Genomic DNA, 19,799 nt, shown 5'->3' on the forward strand with positions numbered 1-19,799 from the left:
ATCTTCCACATTAACAATACATTAATATAACATTAAAACTAAATTTAATATATTATACTTATACTAATTTTATAAGGAGAGATAATTATGGATAAATACGAAGATTTATTAGAAAGAGCAATAGACCAATTACCTCCTGAAGTATTTGAACATAAAAGATTCAAAATTCCTAAAGCTTATTCAGATATCCAAGGTAATAGAACATTCATTAAAAACTTTAAAGATGTTGCAGAAGGTTTAAACAGAGACCCTCAACACTTATTAAAATTCTTGATGAGAGAATTAGGTACTGCAGGAAATATTGAAGGTCAAAGAGCAATCTTACAAGGTAAATTTACCCATTACCTAATCAATGAAAGAATTGAAGATTATGTAGACAAATACGTAATCTGCCACGAATGTAACAGACCAGATACTAGAATTATCAGAGAAGGTAGAATATTCTTACTTAAATGTGCTGCATGCGGTGCAACAGCACCTTTAAAATCATTATAATTCTACTTTTTTTACTTATTTTTTTGATACAATGTTTTGTCCAGAGTGCGGAAGTACAGATAAGGAAATGGTTGGCGACGTCTGCATAGACTGTTTTTTAAAAGAATTTCAGATGATTGAAATACCGGAACGCATTGAAGTTCAAATATGCAGCCATTGTAACAGTAAACTTGAAGAGGGGAAATGGAGCGATGAATTCATTCCCGAAGAAGAAATCATATACCGTGCACTTGAGAGAAACATTAAAATAGCTGATGAAGTTGAAAACGAAGCCATCAACCTTGAGATTGACCAGGTCAAAGGTACAATAAGCTCCTGCATTGTTGAAGCCATAGGAGAAGTTCATGGCACTGAAATCGCAGAAAGTCATGACACAGAAGTTAAAATCCTAAAGACCGTTTGTCCTACCTGCAGCAAGATGCAGTCCGGATATTATGAAACCGTAATCCAGTTCAGAGCAGACAACAGGGAAATAAAAAGTGAAGAGTATGCAAAAGCCGATGAGATTGTTGAGAGAACATTGACAAAACAGTCCAAAAGCGACAAGCTGGCGTATTGTCCTCAAATTGCAAAGCTAAAGGAAGGATATGATTACTATATCGGATCATTTAAATCAGGTCATAAGGTGGCCGAGGCATTGAAGGAAGAGTTCGGAGGAATCATAAAAGAGTCACCAAGACTCATAAGTGAGGACAAATCAACTGGAAAAGGGCTTTACCGTGTTTGGATTTCAGTGAGAATTCCCGAGTTTGAAATCAGTGACTTCATCAAATTCGAGGACAAAACCATACAGGTTCAAAGCATCAGCAAAAACAGCATTGTTGGAGCAGACATTTCAACAGGTAAAAAGCACAACATTCCAATGAAGAATATGGAAGAGATTGAACTTGTTAAAAAGTCAGATGAAATAGAAACCACAACAATTATCTCAAAATCCCCAAGCATTATACAGATACTGGATCCAAGCGACTATTCCGCTGTGGATTTGGAAATGAAAGATGAATTCAAAGATTATAATATTGGCGATGAAATAAAACTCATAAAAATTGACAATTACATTTATTTATTGAATTAAAGTGATAGAATGAACATTGATGAAAAAATTCAATTGATTAAAGAAGGTACATTAGAAGTTATTGACGAAGAGGAATTAAAAGACGTTCTTGAAAAAGAACAACCTATAGCTTATACTGGTTATGAACCTTCTGGTAAAATCCATTTGGGCCATGCCGTAACTGTACAGAAACTAAAACAATTGCAGAAATTAGGTTTTAAAATTAAAATCTTATTAGCAGATTACCATGCATTCTTAAATGGAAAAGGAACCATTGAAGAAATAGCTGAAACCGCAGAATACAATAAGAGATGTTTCCAGGCTTTAGGTCTTGATGAAACAACCGAATATATATTAGGCTCATCTTTCCAGCTTGAAGGCGATTATACTAATAAAGTTTATCAATTAGCAACAATGACCACTCTAAAAAGGGCAAGAAGAAGTATGGATCAGGTCAGTCGTGCAGATGACAATCCTAAAGTTGCAAGCGTAGTCTATCCTATTATGCAGACCGTCGACATGGCCGCTTTGGAAGTCGATATTGCTCTTGGTGGAATGGAACAGAGAAAAATCCAAATGTTGGCACGTGAAAACCTTGAAAAAATTGGCGAAAACGTTCCAGTATGTATCCATACCCCATTATTGCACGGTCTTGACGGGGACGCTAAAATGAGCTCCAGTAAAGGAAACTATATCGCTGTTGACGACAGTGCCGAAGAGATATCCAAAAAGATCAACAAGAGCTACTGCCCACAGGGAGAAATCGAAGGCAACCCAATGATTGAAATTGCTGAAACATTCGTTTACCCTAATCAGGAAAAATTATTAATCAAAAGACCTGAAAAGTTCGGCGGAGACATTGAACTTACCCATGACGAACTGATTAAGGACTTCAGTGAAGGCAACCTTCACCCAATGGATTTGAAAAACGGAATCAAAGATTTCTTAATTGAATTCTTTGCTCCTGTAAGAGAATTTATGGAGGAAAACTGATGGTAGAAGAAAAACAAGAATACGAAATGGGCATACCTAATGGTGTTGGAGAACAGATGCTTGCTCATGCTTTTGAAAAGTTCGATATTCAATTGGAACACGGTGAATTCGGTCCAAAAATAATCGGAGAATATGAAGAGCTTGTAAAAGTAAGAGAATTTTTAGAAAACGCCATTCGTGACAGATTAAAGGAATTAGAAGGCAACAAATAATTTTCACAATTTAAACCATTTTTTCAAACCATCATCCCCATTATTTTTTTAAACAAATCATCTTGAATTAATGAAATTTATTTTTTACAAATTATTATTAGAATCTGATGTAAATAATAATTTAAAACATTTATTTTTAAAATATCCTCCTAAATTTAGAGATAAGCTAATTATTCATGAATAAATATGATGAATACAATATTTTACATTTTTAGGCTTGGAATTTAAAGTAAAAAATTGTAGACACTTATTTTCAATTAATATTTATAAAATTTAAGCATTCATTAATTTAAACAGTAATTAAATTAATAATTATTATTTTAAACAATTAATTAAATTATTTTAAAAAATTTTAAACAGTTTAGATATATTTAAATATAATTAAAAAAAATATAGTTATTAGACTTAACTTTAATTTTTATAAATTAAAAATTAATAAGTTGAGTCTTAAATTAAAGAGGTTTAATTAAATGTTTAAATTTGACAAAGAACAAGAAGTTTTTGACTTCGCTGGAGTCAAAATGGGTGGACAACCAGGAGAATATCCTACAGTTTTAGCAGGAACAATTTTCTATGGCGGACACAATATTCTTAACGATGAATTAACAGGAGACTTCGACAAAGCAAGGGCCGAACAACTTATCAATGATATGGCATCCATTTCAGATGTAACCGGTAACCCATACATCGTACAAGTTTTCGGTCAAACCGTTGAAGCACTACCAAAATATATTGAATATGTTGGTGAAATTTGTGATGCTCCATTCCTTATAGATTCAACATCCGGAGATGCAAGAGTTGCTGGTGCACAGTACGCTGATGAAACCGGATTAACAGAAAGAGCGATTTACAACTCCATCAACATGGCAGCTGACAAATCTGAATTAGACGCATTAGCTGAAACAAACATTTCCGCTTCCATCATCTTAGGATTCAACCCAATGAATGCTACAGTTGAAGGAAAAATGAACATGTGGGAAAACGGTGACGACGGTGCATACGAAAAAGGTTTGCTTGAAGTGGCTGCTGAATGTGGTATCGACAAATTCATGATGGATACTGCGGTAACTCCTTTAGGTCAAGGTGCAGGTATTGCTGCTAGAACCTCCTTTGCCGAAAAGGCAAAATGGGGATATCCTGTAGGATCAGGTATTCACAACGTACCATCCGCATGGGATTGGTTAAGAGAATACAAAAAAGCAGGAAACAAAACAGCATTTACCGTTTGTGATATTGGAGCAAACATCGTGCAAGTTATGTGTGCAGGAGACTTCGTCCTATTTGGACCTATCGAAAACGCAGACATTGCATTTCCTGCAGTAGCTCAAACTGATATGTTCATATCAGAAGCTGCAAAACCATTAGGTACTGAACCTGTAGAAGTACACCCTATGAACAAACTATTATAATTTCAATTGTTAAGCACTTAAAACCTCTACAACGATTTGTTCTAAACAAATCTAAACATTAATCCAAAAATACCGAATTAACATGGGACCCAAACACGTCCCATGTTTTAAAAAAAAAACTTATTTTAAAAAAAGAGTCATAAAACACAATCTGGACAGATTCCAAGATATGGTGCAACAGCCTTTTTAATATCTGAAGACATCTTGTTTATGCCATTGCTTGCATCAATAATTTCACAAGTATAATTTTCAGCCAGTTTGAGATAGTTTTCCCTGACTTTTGTTAAATATTCCTCATTTTCAAAGGTATCCTTACCGTCAGTTCTTGCAACGGATGTTTTAGAATCCAAATCCAACAACAACAATAAATCCGGCTTTTTAGCATACTTGTTTAATTCCTCTATCCATTCGGCAGGTTCCTGATATGCAAGTGATGAGATAAAAGACCTGTCGGAGATTATAATTTTAGATTCATCTTCAAGCTTATCCATAATCAGCATTCTGTCGGCTGCAAAAAGCAAACCTAAAGTCTTTTGAAGCTTATCTGTTTCTGCATCAGGACGCTGCAACATTTCACGAATTAACTTGCCTATTTCAGAATCGGTCGGCTCAACCAATGTTTCAACCCTGAAACCATTAGCCTCAAGCCACTCCTTTAACATTTTAATCTGAGTGGATTTTCCAGCCCCATCAATTCCTTCAAATACTATGTACATAAGATAGAATATGTTTTAATTATATTAATAATTAATTACATAAATCAAAATGATTAAATCAAAACAAGGTGTATTATTAAAATGGTTTTAGAAGAATTATTGGCCCCTGCAGGCTCATATGATGTGCTTATAACGGCAGTAAATGCAGGTGCCGATGCTGTTTATATTGCAGGACAACAGTATGGTGCCAGAGCTTATGCCAAAAACTTCACTATGGAAGAGATTGAAAAAGCCGTGAATTATGCTCACATGAACGGTGCCAAGATCCATGTGACAGTCAACACATTAATTAACAATTTCGAGATTGTAGATGTCTTAAAATACCTCTTCAAATTATATCAGATTGGAGTGGATGCTGTAATCGTACAGGATTTTGGACTGATCTGGCTTTTGAAGACATTCATACCGGATTTGGAGGTTCATGCTTCCACACAGATGGGTCTGAATAACTATTCCTCCATAAAATGGGCCAGCAAGAACAACATAAAAAGAGTGGTGCTTCCAAGGGAGGTCAACCTCGACCAAATCAGGGAAATCAAAACCCAACTTGCAGACGACAACATCAATATGGACATTGAAGTGTTTGGCCACGGAGCACTGTGCTACTGTGTCAGCGGAAAGTGCTACATGTCCTCATACAACAGCGGAAGAAGTGGAAACCGTGGAGCCTGTGCACAGCCATGCAGACGTGAATACCGTCTGAAATATCGAGGATACAACATAGGCAACGGTTATCTCCTGTCAACACATGACCTTGCAACATACAATCATCTGAATGAAATCTCAGATGCTGGAGTAAAATCACTGAAACTGGAAGGAAGAATGAAATCCGGAGACTATATCGGAACCATCGTAAACAGTTACCGCAACCTAATTGACGGAAATGAAGGGGACTACAAAAAAGACCTGCACCTTGTTTTCAACCGCCAATTCACAGACGGATACATGATGGGAGACAAGCCTGGAGACGTAATGGGCAGAGGACATTCAGGCCATGAAGGATTATACATCGGAGACATTGTGGACATTGACGGCACAAAGGTCACAATCGAAATCAAAAACAAGGAAATACCTGTGATTTTAGAGCCTGGAGACGGTATAGCATTCAAATACAACGGCAAAATCAAGGGAATATACCTTGAAAACATCATCAAACAGGATGAAAACGAAATCATAATTGACACCACCCGTCTTGTCAAGGTCGGAACCGAAGTGTTCATCAGCTATTCCAAATCAACACATGAATACCTGAAGCAGTTTGAAAACGAAACCATAAAAAACAATGTTGGAATCAACCTGTCAATGACATGGGATGAGGACCTGAACCTGTTTACAAAGGTTGAGTTTCATGTGGACGGCGAACTGATCAATTTCAGGCACAAAACAATGGACAAGTTTGAAAAGGCCAAAAACAAGCCGGTAACAGAAGAGACTATAGAAAAACAGTTGAGTAAAACCGGAGGAACTCCATTCTATATTGAAAACATCAGGTTCAACAATATGCCTGCCGACATTTTCATTCCAATCCGTGAAATCAACCAGATCAGGCGTGAAATATTGGACAATGCAACCGAACTTCTGATGAACCACTACACCCCTACCAAAAAGGCGGTGAAGCAGGTGAGAAAAGACCTCACAAAATTCTTTGAGGAATATGAAAAGGACAAGGGAAAAACCAAAAAGAAAACACCTAAACTGTCAATATTTATCGATGACATTTTACAAATCAGAGCGGTTTCAGGTTTTGACTTGAAGAGAATCTATTTTGACGGCAACTGCCATTACAACAATCCTGATGATTATTTTGAAAACATAAAGGAAACCTTAAAGAATGGAAGCCTCATGGCCTCCCCGACAGAATTCGTATGGGTTTTATCATCATTCATATCAGAGGATGATGCGGTTAAATGCAGCGAAATAGTCAAGGAACTGGAAAATGAGGGAATCATCATTTCAGTCATGGGCGATTTTCCGGGCATGAAGGAGATATTCGACTGTCCGATATATGGAAATCATAACCTGAATGTATGGAACAGCTTTTGTGTGCGTGACTTGAACGAATCAGGATTCAAGTCACTGATACTGTCATCTGAACTTTCAGGAGATGAAATCAGGGAGCTGGTTTTGAAAAATCATGACAGAAACATTGATTTGGAAATGATTGTCAACGGTAACCTTGAGGTCATTGTCAGCAAGGACGACTTCACCAACCTGAATGACGGTAAGGACTTTATCATTTCAAATGATGCGGATTACGCAACCCTGGAAGATAAAAAGAGAAAGAAATTCAAATATAAGATATTCTTTGACTACAACAGACAGAGCCATATCATAAACAAGGACTGCCTGTGCCTGATTGAGGAGATGAATGAAATCAAGGATTTCGGTCTTGACTCACTGATTCTTGACTGCAGGTATTCCAATGAAAAGTACACCTCACAGATTTTATCAATTTACAATCAAAGTCTTCAAAACAAAAGTCAGGAGGAACTGACAGAGTTCAAATACAAGATCATGGATTTCTCACAGTCCTACATCAACAAAGGCAATTTCATTGAAGGTAGGTTACATGAGAATTCCTGAATTGCTGGCTCCAGTCGGGTCGATGGACCATCTGAAGGTTGCAATCAACGCCGGCGCAAGTTCAGTTTATCTGTCCGGAAAAAACTATGGGGCAAGAAAGTTTGCAGAGAACTTCACGATAGATGAAATCCAAGAGGCAGTAGACATCGCCCATCTTCATAACGTCAAGGTTTACATTACCGTGAACACGTTAATAAAAGAGGACGAACTTGAAAACGTGATGAATTACCTTGCAAAGCTATATTCGATTGGAGTGGATGCCGTACTGATACAGGATTTGGGACTGATAGAGCTGATCAACGAGCACCTTCCAAACCTAAATGTCCATGCATCAACACAGCTTACCTGCGAAAACCAGCACAAGATTGATTATCTTGAAGGCAAGGGAATAAAAAGGGTTGTCCTTCCCCGTGAAATGAGAAAGGAAGAAATAGCCAATTTGAAAACAAATATGGAACTTGAGATATTCGTTCATGGAGCATTATGCTATTCATACTCAGGACAATGCCTGATGAGCAGTTTCAAGGGCGGGAGAAGCGGAAACAGAGGTGCATGTGCCCAGCCATGTCGCCAGAAATACTGGATTGACGGAATAAAAAAACAGGATTACTACCTTTCACCATGTGACTTGTCACTATACGATCATTTAAAGGAAATAGCTGAGCTTAACATCAGCTGCATTAAGATTGAAGGTCGCATGAGGTCAAAGGAATACCTTGCAGTTGTTGTAAGCAATTACAGAAAGGCGTTGAACAAGCTCAAAAGCAACAAAAAGGATTCAAGTGAAGAAATCAGCCTGGTTTTCAACAGAGGTTTTAGCGAAGGGCAATTCATGAACACTTCAAAAAGAAGCATCCGTTCAGGCCATGTCGGATTGAAGATAGGTCGTGTAATTAAAAGTTCAGACAACAAAATTGCAATACGCTTAAACGACCATATAAAGACTATTCCGGAAAAGGGAGACGGTTTACTGATTGTAAAAAATGACAAGGATTACGGATTTGAAATATCCCAGGACCCTTCCATAACAACACTCAACCACTTCAACAAGGGAAAAAACAAGCCAGTGAAGGATTTGTCCCGTAAAAATAAGGTAATGGTTGTCAAAAAGGTATGGCAGAACAAAAGGTCCAACTTTAATTTAAACGAATCCGAAGTATACCTCACCAAAAGAAACAGCTTAACCAGAAAGGCCAAGGAGATAGAAAACAAGGCATCAAGCTACGTCAAGTCAAAATTGATACTGACATTCTCCCTGAAAAAGAAATATCCTCACCTGAAGGGAAGGCTGACACTGGCCAACCATAAAACCATAGAATGTGAGGTTACAGGAAATAAGGCCTTTGAAAAACCGCTCAAAAAGAGCGTCAGTGCTGAGACCGTTAAAAAACAAATGTCAAAAATCGACAATTACCCATATGAAATAACACAAATCAACATCGCCTATGACGGCACACTATTCATTCCGATTAGCAAATTGAATGAACTTAGAAGGGATCTCTTTGAAAAGCTCAGTCAGGAAGTGGCAGAATCATACCAGCATGAATATAAAAAGATAACATTAAAACAAAAGGAATACCCTGCAGGAAAAACACAGCCAAATATTTCATTTTATACAAATAACCTGAATCATCTTGAAAACCTTGAGAACGTGAAAAGGGTTTATTTGGAAATTCCTCCACAGAATGACGATTTGGTCTACGCCCATGATGAGTACAACCTCAATTATATGATCAACTTCATTAAAAGGGCCTGTGAAATTGCATATGACAAGGACTATGAGCTGATTTGGAAATGGCCTGACATCACTCACGACAAGCTTATTAAAGCATTGAACAAGGTTAGGGGAATCTTAAATAAGATGCACTACACACTTCCAGTGATGAACAGCAATTTTAATGCGGAGTACGGTTTTTATTCAATGAACGTTACAAACACACAGACCGTTAAATCTCTCAAAGGGTATAAAATTTTAACTGTATCTCCCGAGCTTAGAAAGCAGGACTATGAAAACATGATAAGGAATTGTGAAACACCAGAAAAACTGGAATTGTTAGTTCAGGGATCTGTCGAGCTTATGAAAACAAGATATTCATTGTTATACGGAGCTGAGAAAAAACAGAAATATAAAAACTATCTGATTGATAAAAACCGCAACAGATACCCGATTCACAAAAGCATTTCAGGTGAAGAGCTGATAATTTATGACGACAGCGAACTTTCACTTTTAGATGAAATCGATTATTTGAAAAATCTTGGTTTCAGCAATTTCTCAATTGACGGACGATACAAGGACGATGACTATTACAAAATGGTTAAAATATATAAAGAGGCATTGAACGGCAATCCCAATAAAAAAGAGCTTAAAAAATTAAGTTCAAAAAATACGGTTGCCAACTTTTGAGTAGTTACCAAATGCTCTCGGCAAATTGCAATATATATTAAAATTATATAATTATATCTTACAAAGGGGTTTGGCAAAATGAAAGGAGAAAGAATAACATTGCAAAATATAAAAGGAATAGGGGATAAAATCTCTGAAAAAATACTGAATAGCGTTGGAGGAGAAGAGGAACTCCAGAAAATAGTTGATAATGTGGATGTTGAAAAAATATCTGCAGTTGATGGCATAAGCCAAAGAAAGGCAATTGAAATAATGAATCAACTGTTGAACAACCCCGAATATGAGTTCATCAAAAGTGACCGTGCAATGGAACTTTATGAAGACATCATAAATAAGATTTTAGCATATTCAAACACTTCCTACTCCAAAAATAGAATTCTGCTGCTTTCTCCATCAAAAGACATTGACAAGATTAATTCAAACCTTGATTTTGTAATGAATGCCAAAGAACATGTCTCCCAACTTCCAATCATAAAACTTAGAGGTTTGATGAAAAATCTGAAAGAAGTTGAAGAGGCCAAACCCGAATATGATCCAAGTAAAGTTATTCTTGTTGAAAGTGCTGAAGACAATTCCTATCTCACCGATTTGGGACTGAATAAATATTATCCCATAATCACAGCAAGTGATTCACCATTACTTCAGGAAGAAATGATGAATTATGATTTGGTATTTTATGTATATTCCCAAGGAATACTTGATTTTGAAGGAATGCCCAATGTCATAATGATAAACATAGATGAAAATGACTATGAAATCGTTCCTGAAAAGATAATTAACTTTTTCATACAGAATCAGGAGTTATTCTCCAAAGTCCATGAAATACAAAAGATCAGAAATAAGGAAAGTGTTCTTGGAGAAATCCTGCCGATAATCAGTGAACTCAATATAATCGACAAAAGGGAAGTCGATATTGAAGAACTTGTGTTGTCACTTAAAGATGAGATGGATGATGAGTTGGAAAAATCCATAAAACAAGTTGACCTTGAAGGAGATGAAATACTCAACCTATTAAACAATAACTTCCCTCCAAAGATTAGCAAAATATTTGATAAAATTATCAATAAAAGAAAGGAAATTATCAAGCAGAAAACAGGAATGAGTTTTGACCCGTACCTCAGGACATATCCCATCCAGATTGATGAAACAGAAATCGAAAGGGTCACACTGGAACAGTCATCCAAAAAGGAAAACGACATTTTTGACATTAAAAAAAGCGCCGCAATTGAATTGAATTCAATAAAGAAAAAAGCAATAGCTGAAGTTGAAGATGTAATTCGATTCGACTATGAATTCAGTTTAGGCAGTTTTGCATATGAATATGACCTGTGCAGACCCGAATTTGGCGATGAAATAAAGTTGACCGGAGCACTTCATCTGGAATTAGCACTTAAAAAAGACAAGGAACATGTTCAAAAAGTCGATTACCAACTGACAAAAGACGAAAATGTTGCGTTATTAACCGGAGCAAACAGTGGAGGTAAAACCACCCTTTTAGAAACCCTGACCCAGATATCAATAATGGCACAGATGGGCCTTCCGGTAAGTGCAACCCAAGCCGAAATAAAATTGTTCGATGAACTTTATCACTTCTCAAAGAAAAGATCACTTGATGCAGGAGCATTTGAATCATTCTTAAATGTGTTCATACCAATCGTCACCACCAATAGTGAAAAGTTAGTATTGTTAGATGAACTTGAAGGAATTACAGAACTTGATGCAGCCGTTAAAATCATATCAACATTTATTGACATGATTAAGGAATCAAATTCTTATGGTGTTATTGTCACTCATATGGCGAGGGAATTAATGAATTACACCGACATTCGCGTAGACGGTATTGAAGCAAAAGGATTGGATGAAGATTACAATCTTATTGTGGATAGAACCCCTAAAATGAATTTCCTTGCAAAAAGTACACCCGAATTAATTCTAAAAAGAATTTATGAAAAATCCGATGATGATCTAAAAACCGTATATGCTAGAATTTTAGAGAAATTCTAAAATAGTATATACCACTTTTTACTATTTTTAATTAATGAAAGTTATACCTAATGCTCAAAACGACCAACTCAAAAGATTGAACGAAATATATCGAGTGCTGAAAAAGAACGATTTTGGTTATTTAATTGAAGAAAATACTTTTTTTAAAAAATTTCCGTTTCTTAGAAATCGTAAAGCAGAAAATGAGGGATTATTCCCAGATACATCAATTCCAATAAGAGTTAGAAAGGTATTTGAAGAATTGGGTCCTGCCTATATCAAACTGGGCCAGATGTTAAGTACAAGACCCGATCTTGTCGGAGTGGAGATTGCAGAAGAACTTAAAAGTTTAAGGGACAACACTCCAGTCACACCATTCAGTGAAATAAAAACTGTGATTGAAAGCGAACTGCAAAAACCCATTGAAGAAGTATTTTCCAAGATTGATGAAACACCAATCGGTTCAGCATCAATAGGTCAAGTATACAAAGCAAGACTAAAAGACACAAACGAAGAGGTTGCAATTAAAGTTCAAAAACCAAATTCAAGGGAAATTATAGAATCAGATGTAAAGATAATGAAATTTTTGGCTGACAGAATCGACAGATATATGTTCACAATGAAGTCATTCAACATGCCCGTGGTGGCACGTGAATTTGAAAGGTCCATATTTAAGGAAATCAATTATATGGAAGAAGTGATGAATATGGAAAACCTTTCAAAGAACTTCAGGAATGTTTCATACATCAAAATACCAAAGGCATACACAGATTACTGCACAAACAAGATTATAACAATGGAACTGATTAAGGGAATTGAAGTTACAAAACTGATTGATGGGAATTATCCGGACATCGACAAGAAAAAGATTGCACAGTATGGCCTGAAATCATACTTCAAACAGATAATGATAGACGGATTTTTCCATGCTGACCCCCATCCGGGAAACCTGATTGTAACCAAAGACAATAAACTGTGCTATATCGATGAGGGAATGATGGGAATCCTGAATGATGACTTTAAAGAAAACCTTGCAGAATTGATATTGCTTTTGATTAGCGGAAATACCAACAATATAATCAAACAGCTGATTTACATGAATATCATCACCGCTTCACAAAATACCGATGAGCTAAAGGCAGACCTGGATGACTTGTTAAACAGATACTATGGTGCCGAACTAAAAAATATGGACGGAGCATTTGAAGATTTGCTTAATGTAATGATTAAACATGAAGTGAACATCCCAAGAGAATTTGTAATGATAGGGCGCGGAATTGCATTGATTGAAGATACCGGTCGAAAATTGGACCCTGAATTTAATGCGGCATCCGAACTGAAAAAGTTATCCCGTAAGATAGTGATTAACAAATACAAACCCGAAAGGTTGATAAAAGTGGGTATGAACTACCTGCTTCAACTAGAACATTTGGCAAAGGACTTGCCCGATACAATCAACAATACCATCTCAAAGTTGGAAGAAGGAGACATTGAAGTAAATATAAAGCTCCAAGATATAAGTGAACTGACAAATCAGCTTTCAGTCTCATTGATTCTTTCAGCATTGATTGTTGGGTCATCACTTGCAATACTTGCAGACAAAGGACCACAGTTATGGGGAGTGCCTGCAATTGGTTTGATTGGATTCGTATTCAGTGCGGTTCTCGGAGCATATCTGATAATTAAATATATGATTGAAAACGATTAAAATTAAAGAATCCAAATAATTATTGTACAAAAATGTTAAAAAAAGAGGAGTTAAAAGCAGACCCTGTAAATCCGCTTTAATAATGATTAATTAAATTTATCTTCTTTTATAAACGACGTAACCTCCTAAGACTGCAGCCACTACAAGTAAAATCAATATTGGATTACCAGTAGCTAACATTGAGTGGACAGATCCAGTTGCATTGGTTGCGTTGGTAGGTTCACCAGCAGCTTGAGCAGTTGCATTTTCTAGAGTTTCATTGTATTGACTTCCAGCCCAACCGCCATCGTCCTGGTAGTTGCTTCCTGCATAATCACTGTCGTCATCTGCAATTCCATCATCATAATCTTGGTAGTTGCTTCCTACATATCCACTGTCGCTATCTGCAATTCCATCATCATAATCTTGGTAGTTGCTTCCTACATATCCACTGTCGTCTGCATAGTTACTTCCTAATTGTCCAAAGTCATCTGCTGCACAAACTGCTCCTGCAGATACAAGCACGCAGAATATTGCCAATATTGCTATATTTTTTTTGAAAGATCCATAATAATCACCACAAATTTTTGATTGATATGCGTTTTTCCAAACAACACATCCTTGTACAAGTAAATATATGAAACAAGCCACATATAAAGTTATTCGAATGTAAGTGCCCACTTGCATATTATTTTAAGAAAATAAGGATTTTTAATTGATAAAAAAAGAAATAAAAAAGTTAGATTTAAAATTCAACGTTAAACCCCAATAATATCCCTTATTCATTAATAATCATATTGACCGAATATTCAGTAATAATCTATAATGAATATATAATGCAAAATAAATTTTAACGAAATTTAAATTTAATTTTGAAAAATAACTAAAATAATGGCAAATTTTTCATACTCCCCCCGTCAAAATGAAAAACGATTTGAAAAAGATGAAAGATTAGCAAAATATTTTAAATTACATGATACAAATTGAATAATATGAATATTACAAAAACTTATAATGGAAAGGAATTGACAATTGAAATTGAAGAGCGTATAGATACCGTAACAGCACCAGAATTCGAAAATGAGATAAATGATGAAATTGGCAATTTCGATTCATTAATTCTTGATTTTACCAATTTGGAATACATTTCCAGTGCCGGATTACGTGTTTTGATTGCAACACAAAAAAAATTAAAACCTGAAGACATACCTATGGTCATCAAAAATGTAAATGACACCATCAGTGAAATATTCAGAATGTCAGGTTTTGATAAAATATTGAAGATAGAATGAGTTCAATTTCATTAAAACCCGAATTAAGCGAATTATATCCTTTAAATGAATATATTACAAATATTCTAAAAAAAGAGGACCTCAAAGTCAATCTGATTGTTGAAGAAGTTTTCGTAAACATTGTTAACTATTCAAATGCCAAACACGTGACTGTCGCCGCCAGTTTTGAAAATCAGATATTGACCGTGGAGTTCATTGATGACGGCATTGAATTCAATCCACTGATTATAGAAAGCCCGAAAATTCCAAATAGCATTGAAGATGCACAAATTGGAGGCCTTGGAATATTTTTAACTAAAGAAATGGCCGACAGTCTGGATTATAAATATTTAAATGGTGAAAATCACCTGAAGATAATGAAAAAAGTGGAATGATGAATGAAAAAATAAATATTTTTATATAAAATATTGCAGTTTATAAGTTTTTTAATCAATTTGTAATTAAGTTTGACATTTTATTTGAATCCTTCAAAAAAATTGCCTTGATGAAGACATACTGTAAATAAAAAATGTTATAACAACAATCTAATCAAAAATATGAAATAGATATTATGAATCCAATCCATTTTTTTACATTAGGTTATTACCCTCAGTATCTGTTAATAGGAATAATTATAGGAATTGTCATTGGAATATACGCATTTTTTAGAGTCAAATACGCTCTTAATGATTCCAAGTTATCCAAAAACAAGGTAATAATAATTAGTGCCCTAATTTCCATATTTGCATTAATATGCTGTATGAATGTATGGTCGAATGCTGCAATATACACATTGTACATCTTTTTATGCTCAGTACTCGCAGACATCATAAGACTAATCGTGAAATACCCTCTTAAAGACAAACATTTAAAATTCATGCCAAAACTTCACAAAAAAGGTGGGCTGGCATTAGTATTTTTCATAATCATAATTATAGTCGGAGCATGGGGAATGAACCATATCGATCAAACTGAATACAATATGACCACACAGAAAATAGGCAATGATTCATATAAAGTGATATTCATCAGTGACACACACTATGGAACCGTCCAAAATCCACAATTGCTTAAGGACTCGATTTCAAGAATCAATGATATAAAACCAGATATTGTTATTTTAGGCGGAGATATTGTTGATGAAAGAACAAGCAATGCTGAAATGAAAGAGGTTTTTGAAGAGTTAAGCAAGATCAACTCAACATACGGCATATATTACGTATTTGGAAACCACGACACACAACCTTCACAAACAGATTATGAAAATGGAAACAGAACATTTACCGACATTGAATTAAATCAAACAATAAAGAAAAATGGAATAAGGATACTGAATGATGAAAAAACAACAATCAATGGAGATATTGTTCTGGTTGGAAGAAGTGACGCTGAATGGGATGGAAATGCAAGAGCAAATGTTAGTGAAATACTGAATGAAGAGGATTTATCAAAATACGTAATAGTTGTGGACCACCAACCTTTAGAGGCAATAGAAAATTCAAAATTAGGCGTTGATTTACAAGTTTCAGGCCATACCCATGCAGGACAGGTATTCCCATATAAGGAACTGATAGAATTTGAAGGAATAAATTCATATGGCAAATACACTATCGGAGATATGGAACAGATAGTGTCCTCAGGCCTTACAGGATGGGGATGGGGAATCAGGAATGAAGGAAAATGTGAATACGTGTTAATTAACATTAATTAACACTATTTCATATAATATTTCCAGATAACTAAAACTCAAAATCGGTTGTAATTTCAAATATATTCTCACTTGGCATCAGAATTTTTAGAATGGATTTTGCCCGTATATTCACAGGGAATCCTTGATTTTGAAGGAATGCCAAACCTCATTATGACAAACATTGATGAAAATGATTATGAAATCGTCCCTGAAAAAATAATCAACTTTTTTATCCAAAATAAAGACCTATTCTCAAGGGTTCATGAAATACAAAAAATCAGAAACAAGGAAAGCGTTCTGGGAGAAATAATTCCAATAATAAATGAGTTGAATATTATAGATAAAAGAGAAGTAGATATTGAAGAATTAGTGAATTCTGGATGATGAATTAGAAAAATCCATCAAACAGGTTGACCTTGAAGGAGATGAAATTCTCAACTTATTAAACAACAACTTCCCTCCAAAGATTAGTAAAATATTTGATGAAATTATAAATAAAAGAAAGGAAATCATTCGTGAAAAAACCGGATTAAGTTTTGACCCATTCTTGAGAACATATCCTATACAAATTGATGAAACAGAAATTCAAAGAGTAACTTTAGAGCAATCCTCTAAAAGAAAATGACATTTTTGACATTAAGAAAAGTGCTGCAATCGAATTGAATTCAATTAAAAGCAAAGCTATCGAAGAAGTTAAAGATACAATCAAATTTGATTATGAATTTAGTTTAGGGAGTTTTGCATATGAATATGACTTATGCAGACCCCAATTTAGTGATGAAATCAAATTAAAAGGAGCACTTCATTTGGAATTGGCACTTAAAAAGGACAAGGATTATGTTCAAAAAGTAGATTACCAATTAACTAAAGATGAAAATATTGCTCTTTTGACTGGAGCAAACAGTGGAGGAAAAACCACACTTCTTGAAACATTAACTCAAATTTCAATTATGGCACAAATGGGACTTCCTGTAAGTGCGGATTATGCTGAAATCAAATTATTGGATGAGATTTACCATTTCTCTAAGAAAAGATCCCTTGATGCAGGAGCATTTGAATCATTCTTAAATATGTTCATACCAATCGTCACCACAAATAGTGAAAAGTTAGTACTATTAGATGAACTTGAGGGAATAACAGAACTTGATGCGGCAGTTAAAATCATATCCACCTTTATTGATATGATAAAAGAATCTAATTCCTATGGAGTAATTGTCACCCATATGGCTCGTGAATTGATGAATTACACTGACATTAGAGTGGATAGTATTGAAGCTAAGGGATTAGACGAAAATTACAATTTAATTGTTGATAGAACACCTAAAATGAATTTCCTTGCAAAAAGTACGCCTGAATTAATTCTTAAAAGAATATATGAAAAATCAGACGATGATTTAAAAGCAGTATATGCAAGAATTTTAGAAAAATTCTAAAAAAACATATACTACTTTTTACTATTTTTATTTAATGAAAGTTATACCTAACACTCGAAATGAAAACATCAAAAGATTAAATCAAATTTATAGCGTTTTAAAAAAGAACGATTTCGGATATCTAATCGAAGAAAATACTTTTTTTAAAAAATTTCCATTTTTAAGAAACTATAAAGCTGAAAAGGAAAATGAATTTCCAGATGAATCAATTCCATTAAGAATCAGAAAAGTGTTAGAGGAACTTGGGTCTGCTTATATCAAATTAGGACAGATGTTAAGCACAAGGCCTGACTTAGTTGGAATTGAGATTGCTACAGAACTGCAACAATTAAGAGACAACACTCCAATTACTCCGTTTGATGAAATTAAAGAGATTATTGAAAGTGAACTTGGCGACCAATAGATGAAGTTTAGGCAAACATTGATGAAAATCCAATTGGTTCCGCTTCTATTGGCCAGGTTTACAGAGCAGAACTAAAGCGCAATGGAGAAGAAGTGGCCATCAAAGTCCAAAAACCTAATTCAAAAGAAATTATAGAATCTGACGTCAAGATAATGAAGTTTTTAGCACCTCAAATTGACAAGTTCGTCTCCAAAAGCAAGATTTATAACTTGCCAGGAATGGTTAGTGAATTTGAAAGGTCCATCTTTAAAGAGATAAATTACATGGAAGAAGTAATGAATATGCAGAATCTTGCAAACAACTTCAAAAATGTTTCATATATCAAAATACCTCATGCATACACTGATACTGTTCCGGAAAAGTAATTACAATGGAACTAATTAAAGGAACTGAAGTAAGCGACTTAATTAAAGGGAGCTATCCTGGAATTGACAAGAAAAAAATTGCCAATTATGGTGTGAAATCCTACTTCAAGCAAATAATGACCGATGGATTTTTCCATGCCGATCCACATCCTGGAAATCTGATTGTAACAGAAGACAATAAATTATACTATATTGACATGGGAATGATGGGAATGCTTAATGAAGACTTTAAGGAGAATCTTGCAGAGCTCATATTGCTTTTGATTAGCAGAAACACAAATAACATCATAAAACAACTTATTTACATGAACATCATCACACCATCACAGAATACACCTGATTTAAAAGAAGACATTGATGATTTATTGCATCTCTATTATGGTGCCGAATTAAAGAACATGGACGGAGCCATGGAAGACCTGCTTAATGTAATGGTTAAAAACGAAGTCATTCTTCCAAGAGAGTTTGTAATGATTGGAAGGGGAATAGCATTAATTGAAGATACCGGTAAAAAAAAAATTGGACCCTGAATTTAATGCCGCAACAGAGCTTAAACAATTATCAAGAAACATCGTGATAAATAAATACAAACCTAAACGATTGACAAATGTAGGAATAAACTATCTGTTGCAATTAGAGCATTTGGCAAAAGATTTGCCCGATACAATCAACAATACAATCTCAAAGCTTGAAGAAGGAAACATCGAAGTAAATTTAAGCCATAAAGGAATAAGTGAATTAGCAAATCAACTGTCCGTATCTTTAATTTTATCTGCATTAATTATGGGATCATCACTGGCATTATTAATGGATGTTGGTCCTACATTATTTGATATTCCATTATTAGGATTGATAGGATTCGTATTTAGTGCAATATTAGGTGGATTTTTAGTAATTGAATATATGTTAGAAAGAGATTAATCATCGAATAATAGTGCACTCGACTTTTTAAATATTATTTTCATCCAAATATGGATAATCTGATTATCTTTAGAGTTTACCTAAAAAGAGGCTGACTCATAATTTTTGTGTTTAAATTTTTTTTCTTATTTTATTATCCTTTAATTTTATATACTAGGAAGTACAATCTATTATTAGAGT

At 34.7% G+C, this 19,799-nt stretch carries 16 protein-coding genes and 2 pseudogenes; 16 read left to right on the forward strand and 2 right to left on the reverse strand.

What is annotated here, in order from left to right; genetic code table 11:
- The first annotated feature begins 87 nt into the window (after positions 1–87).
- The 5 genes from QZV03_RS06045 to mtrH all read left to right on the forward strand — a co-directional run bounded on the left by QZV03_RS06045 (position 88) and on the right by mtrH (position 4,163).
- A complete protein-coding gene (locus QZV03_RS06045; protein WP_067040760.1) occupies positions 88–495 on the forward strand; it encodes a translation initiation factor IF-2 subunit beta in 408 nt (135 codons plus the stop codon).
- A 31-nt stretch (positions 496–526) separates the two neighbouring features.
- Complete coding sequence (locus tag QZV03_RS06050; protein WP_296874860.1) at positions 527–1,570, forward strand: 60S ribosomal export protein NMD3; 1,044 nt, start codon at positions 527–529, stop codon at positions 1,568–1,570.
- A 9-nt stretch (positions 1,571–1,579) separates the two neighbouring features.
- Entirely contained in the window at positions 1,580–2,542 is a 963-nt protein-coding gene (locus QZV03_RS06055; RefSeq protein WP_296874862.1) for a tyrosine--tRNA ligase, read from the forward strand.
- Positions 2,542–2,754 carry a hypothetical protein gene (locus QZV03_RS06060; protein WP_296874864.1) on the forward strand — a complete coding sequence of 71 codons (213 nt, stop codon included), beginning with the start codon at positions 2,542–2,544 and terminating at the stop codon, positions 2,752–2,754. The genes QZV03_RS06055 and QZV03_RS06060 overlap by 1 nt, the downstream gene beginning before the upstream one ends.
- A gap of 470 nt (positions 2,755–3,224) precedes the next feature.
- Entirely contained in the window at positions 3,225–4,163 is a 939-nt protein-coding gene (gene mtrH / locus QZV03_RS06065; protein WP_296874866.1) for a tetrahydromethanopterin S-methyltransferase subunit H, read from the forward strand.
- Positions 4,164–4,300: 137 nt separating this feature from the next.
- Here mtrH and tmk read toward each other — a convergent pair whose 3' ends face one another.
- Complete coding sequence (gene tmk, locus QZV03_RS06070) at positions 4,301–4,879, reverse strand: dTMP kinase (RefSeq protein WP_296874869.1); 579 nt, start codon at positions 4,877–4,879, stop codon at positions 4,301–4,303.
- Between the two features lie 81 nt (positions 4,880–4,960).
- Here tmk and QZV03_RS06075 point away from each other — a divergent pair, with 81 nt between their 5' ends.
- The 4 genes from QZV03_RS06075 to QZV03_RS06090 all read left to right on the forward strand — a co-directional run bounded on the left by QZV03_RS06075 (position 4,961) and on the right by QZV03_RS06090 (position 13,557).
- Positions 4,961–7,462 carry a U32 family peptidase gene (locus QZV03_RS06075; protein ID WP_296874870.1) on the forward strand — a complete coding sequence of 834 codons (2,502 nt, stop codon included), beginning with the start codon at positions 4,961–4,963 and terminating at the stop codon, positions 7,460–7,462.
- Positions 7,449–9,866, forward strand: coding sequence for a U32 family peptidase (locus QZV03_RS06080; protein ID WP_296874873.1), 2,418 nt, complete (start codon positions 7,449–7,451; stop codon positions 9,864–9,866). Before QZV03_RS06075 ends, QZV03_RS06080 begins: the two co-directional genes overlap by 14 nt.
- 78 nt (positions 9,867–9,944) lie before the next feature.
- Positions 9,945–11,870, forward strand: coding sequence for an endonuclease MutS2 (locus QZV03_RS06085; RefSeq protein ID WP_296874875.1), 1,926 nt, complete (start codon positions 9,945–9,947; stop codon positions 11,868–11,870).
- A gap of 34 nt (positions 11,871–11,904) precedes the next feature.
- Positions 11,905–13,557, forward strand: coding sequence for an AarF/ABC1/UbiB kinase family protein (locus tag QZV03_RS06090; RefSeq protein WP_296874876.1), 1,653 nt, complete (start codon positions 11,905–11,907; stop codon positions 13,555–13,557).
- Positions 13,558–13,653: 96 nt separating this feature from the next.
- Here the strand turns inward: QZV03_RS06090 and QZV03_RS06095 are convergent, their stop codons facing one another.
- Positions 13,654–14,187, reverse strand: coding sequence for a hypothetical protein (locus QZV03_RS06095; protein ID WP_296874878.1), 534 nt, complete (start codon positions 14,185–14,187; stop codon positions 13,654–13,656).
- A gap of 341 nt (positions 14,188–14,528) precedes the next feature.
- On the opposite strand from QZV03_RS06095, the gene QZV03_RS06100 reads away from it, so the two are divergent.
- The 7 genes and pseudogenes from QZV03_RS06100 (at position 14,529) to QZV03_RS06130 (ending at position 19,619) form a co-directional block, all read left to right on the forward strand.
- Positions 14,529–14,828 (forward strand): STAS domain-containing protein, encoded by a 300-nt coding sequence (locus QZV03_RS06100; protein ID WP_296874880.1) that lies wholly within the window; start codon positions 14,529–14,531, stop codon positions 14,826–14,828.
- Positions 14,825–15,202, forward strand: a complete 378-nt coding sequence (locus tag QZV03_RS06105) for an ATP-binding protein (protein WP_296874882.1) — start codon at positions 14,825–14,827, stop codon at positions 15,200–15,202. Before QZV03_RS06100 ends, QZV03_RS06105 begins: the two co-directional genes overlap by 4 nt.
- 176 nt (positions 15,203–15,378) lie before the next feature.
- Complete coding sequence (locus tag QZV03_RS06110; protein WP_296874884.1) at positions 15,379–16,518, forward strand: metallophosphoesterase; 1,140 nt, start codon at positions 15,379–15,381, stop codon at positions 16,516–16,518.
- 93 nt (positions 16,519–16,611) lie between these two features.
- Positions 16,612–17,930, forward strand: a pseudogene (locus QZV03_RS06115) (endonuclease MutS2); the annotation flags it as partial.
- A gap of 34 nt (positions 17,931–17,964) precedes the next feature.
- Entirely contained in the window at positions 17,965–18,333 is a 369-nt protein-coding gene (locus QZV03_RS06120; RefSeq protein WP_296874887.1) for a hypothetical protein, read from the forward strand.
- Positions 18,334–18,380: 47 nt separating this feature from the next.
- Positions 18,381–19,228 (forward strand): annotated as a pseudogene (locus QZV03_RS06125) (ABC1 kinase family protein).
- Positions 19,194–19,619 (forward strand): hypothetical protein, encoded by a 426-nt coding sequence (locus QZV03_RS06130; protein WP_296874889.1) that lies wholly within the window; start codon positions 19,194–19,196, stop codon positions 19,617–19,619. The pseudogene QZV03_RS06125 and the gene QZV03_RS06130 overlap by 35 nt, the downstream one beginning before the upstream one ends.
- The last annotated feature ends 180 nt before the right edge of the window (positions 19,620–19,799 follow it).

The organism is uncultured Methanobrevibacter sp., from assembly GCF_902788255.1.
Lineage (GTDB): Archaea > Methanobacteriota > Methanobacteria > Methanobacteriales > Methanobacteriaceae > Methanocatella.

Excerpts from the sequence above, each read along its gene's own strand:
- QZV03_RS06105 (WP_296874882.1), top strand. The coding sequence starts at position 14,825 with ATGAGTTCAATTTCATTAAAACCCGAATTAAGCGAATTATATCCTTTA.
- QZV03_RS06080 (WP_296874873.1), top strand. The coding sequence starts at position 7,449 with ATGAGAATTCCTGAATTGCTGGCTCCAGTCGGGTCGATGGACCATCTG.
- QZV03_RS06120 (WP_296874887.1), top strand. The coding sequence starts at position 17,965 with ATGAAAGTTATACCTAACACTCGAAATGAAAACATCAAAAGATTAAAT.
- QZV03_RS06100 (WP_296874880.1), top strand. The coding sequence starts at position 14,529 with ATGAATATTACAAAAACTTATAATGGAAAGGAATTGACAATTGAAATT.
- QZV03_RS06075 (WP_296874870.1), top strand. The coding sequence starts at position 4,961 with ATGGTTTTAGAAGAATTATTGGCCCCTGCAGGCTCATATGATGTGCTT.
- QZV03_RS06050 (WP_296874860.1), top strand. The coding sequence starts at position 527 with ATGTTTTGTCCAGAGTGCGGAAGTACAGATAAGGAAATGGTTGGCGAC.
- QZV03_RS06085 (WP_296874875.1), top strand. The coding sequence starts at position 9,945 with ATGAAAGGAGAAAGAATAACATTGCAAAATATAAAAGGAATAGGGGAT.
- tmk (WP_296874869.1), bottom strand. The coding sequence starts at position 4,879 with ATGTACATAGTATTTGAAGGAATTGATGGGGCTGGAAAATCCACTCAG.
- QZV03_RS06090 (WP_296874876.1), top strand. The coding sequence starts at position 11,905 with ATGAAAGTTATACCTAATGCTCAAAACGACCAACTCAAAAGATTGAAC.
- QZV03_RS06110 (WP_296874884.1), top strand. The coding sequence starts at position 15,379 with ATGAATCCAATCCATTTTTTTACATTAGGTTATTACCCTCAGTATCTG.
- QZV03_RS06060 (WP_296874864.1), top strand. The coding sequence starts at position 2,542 with ATGGTAGAAGAAAAACAAGAATACGAAATGGGCATACCTAATGGTGTT.
- QZV03_RS06055 (WP_296874862.1), top strand. The coding sequence starts at position 1,580 with ATGAACATTGATGAAAAAATTCAATTGATTAAAGAAGGTACATTAGAA.
- mtrH (WP_296874866.1), top strand. The coding sequence starts at position 3,225 with ATGTTTAAATTTGACAAAGAACAAGAAGTTTTTGACTTCGCTGGAGTC.
- QZV03_RS06045 (WP_067040760.1), top strand. The coding sequence starts at position 88 with ATGGATAAATACGAAGATTTATTAGAAAGAGCAATAGACCAATTACCT.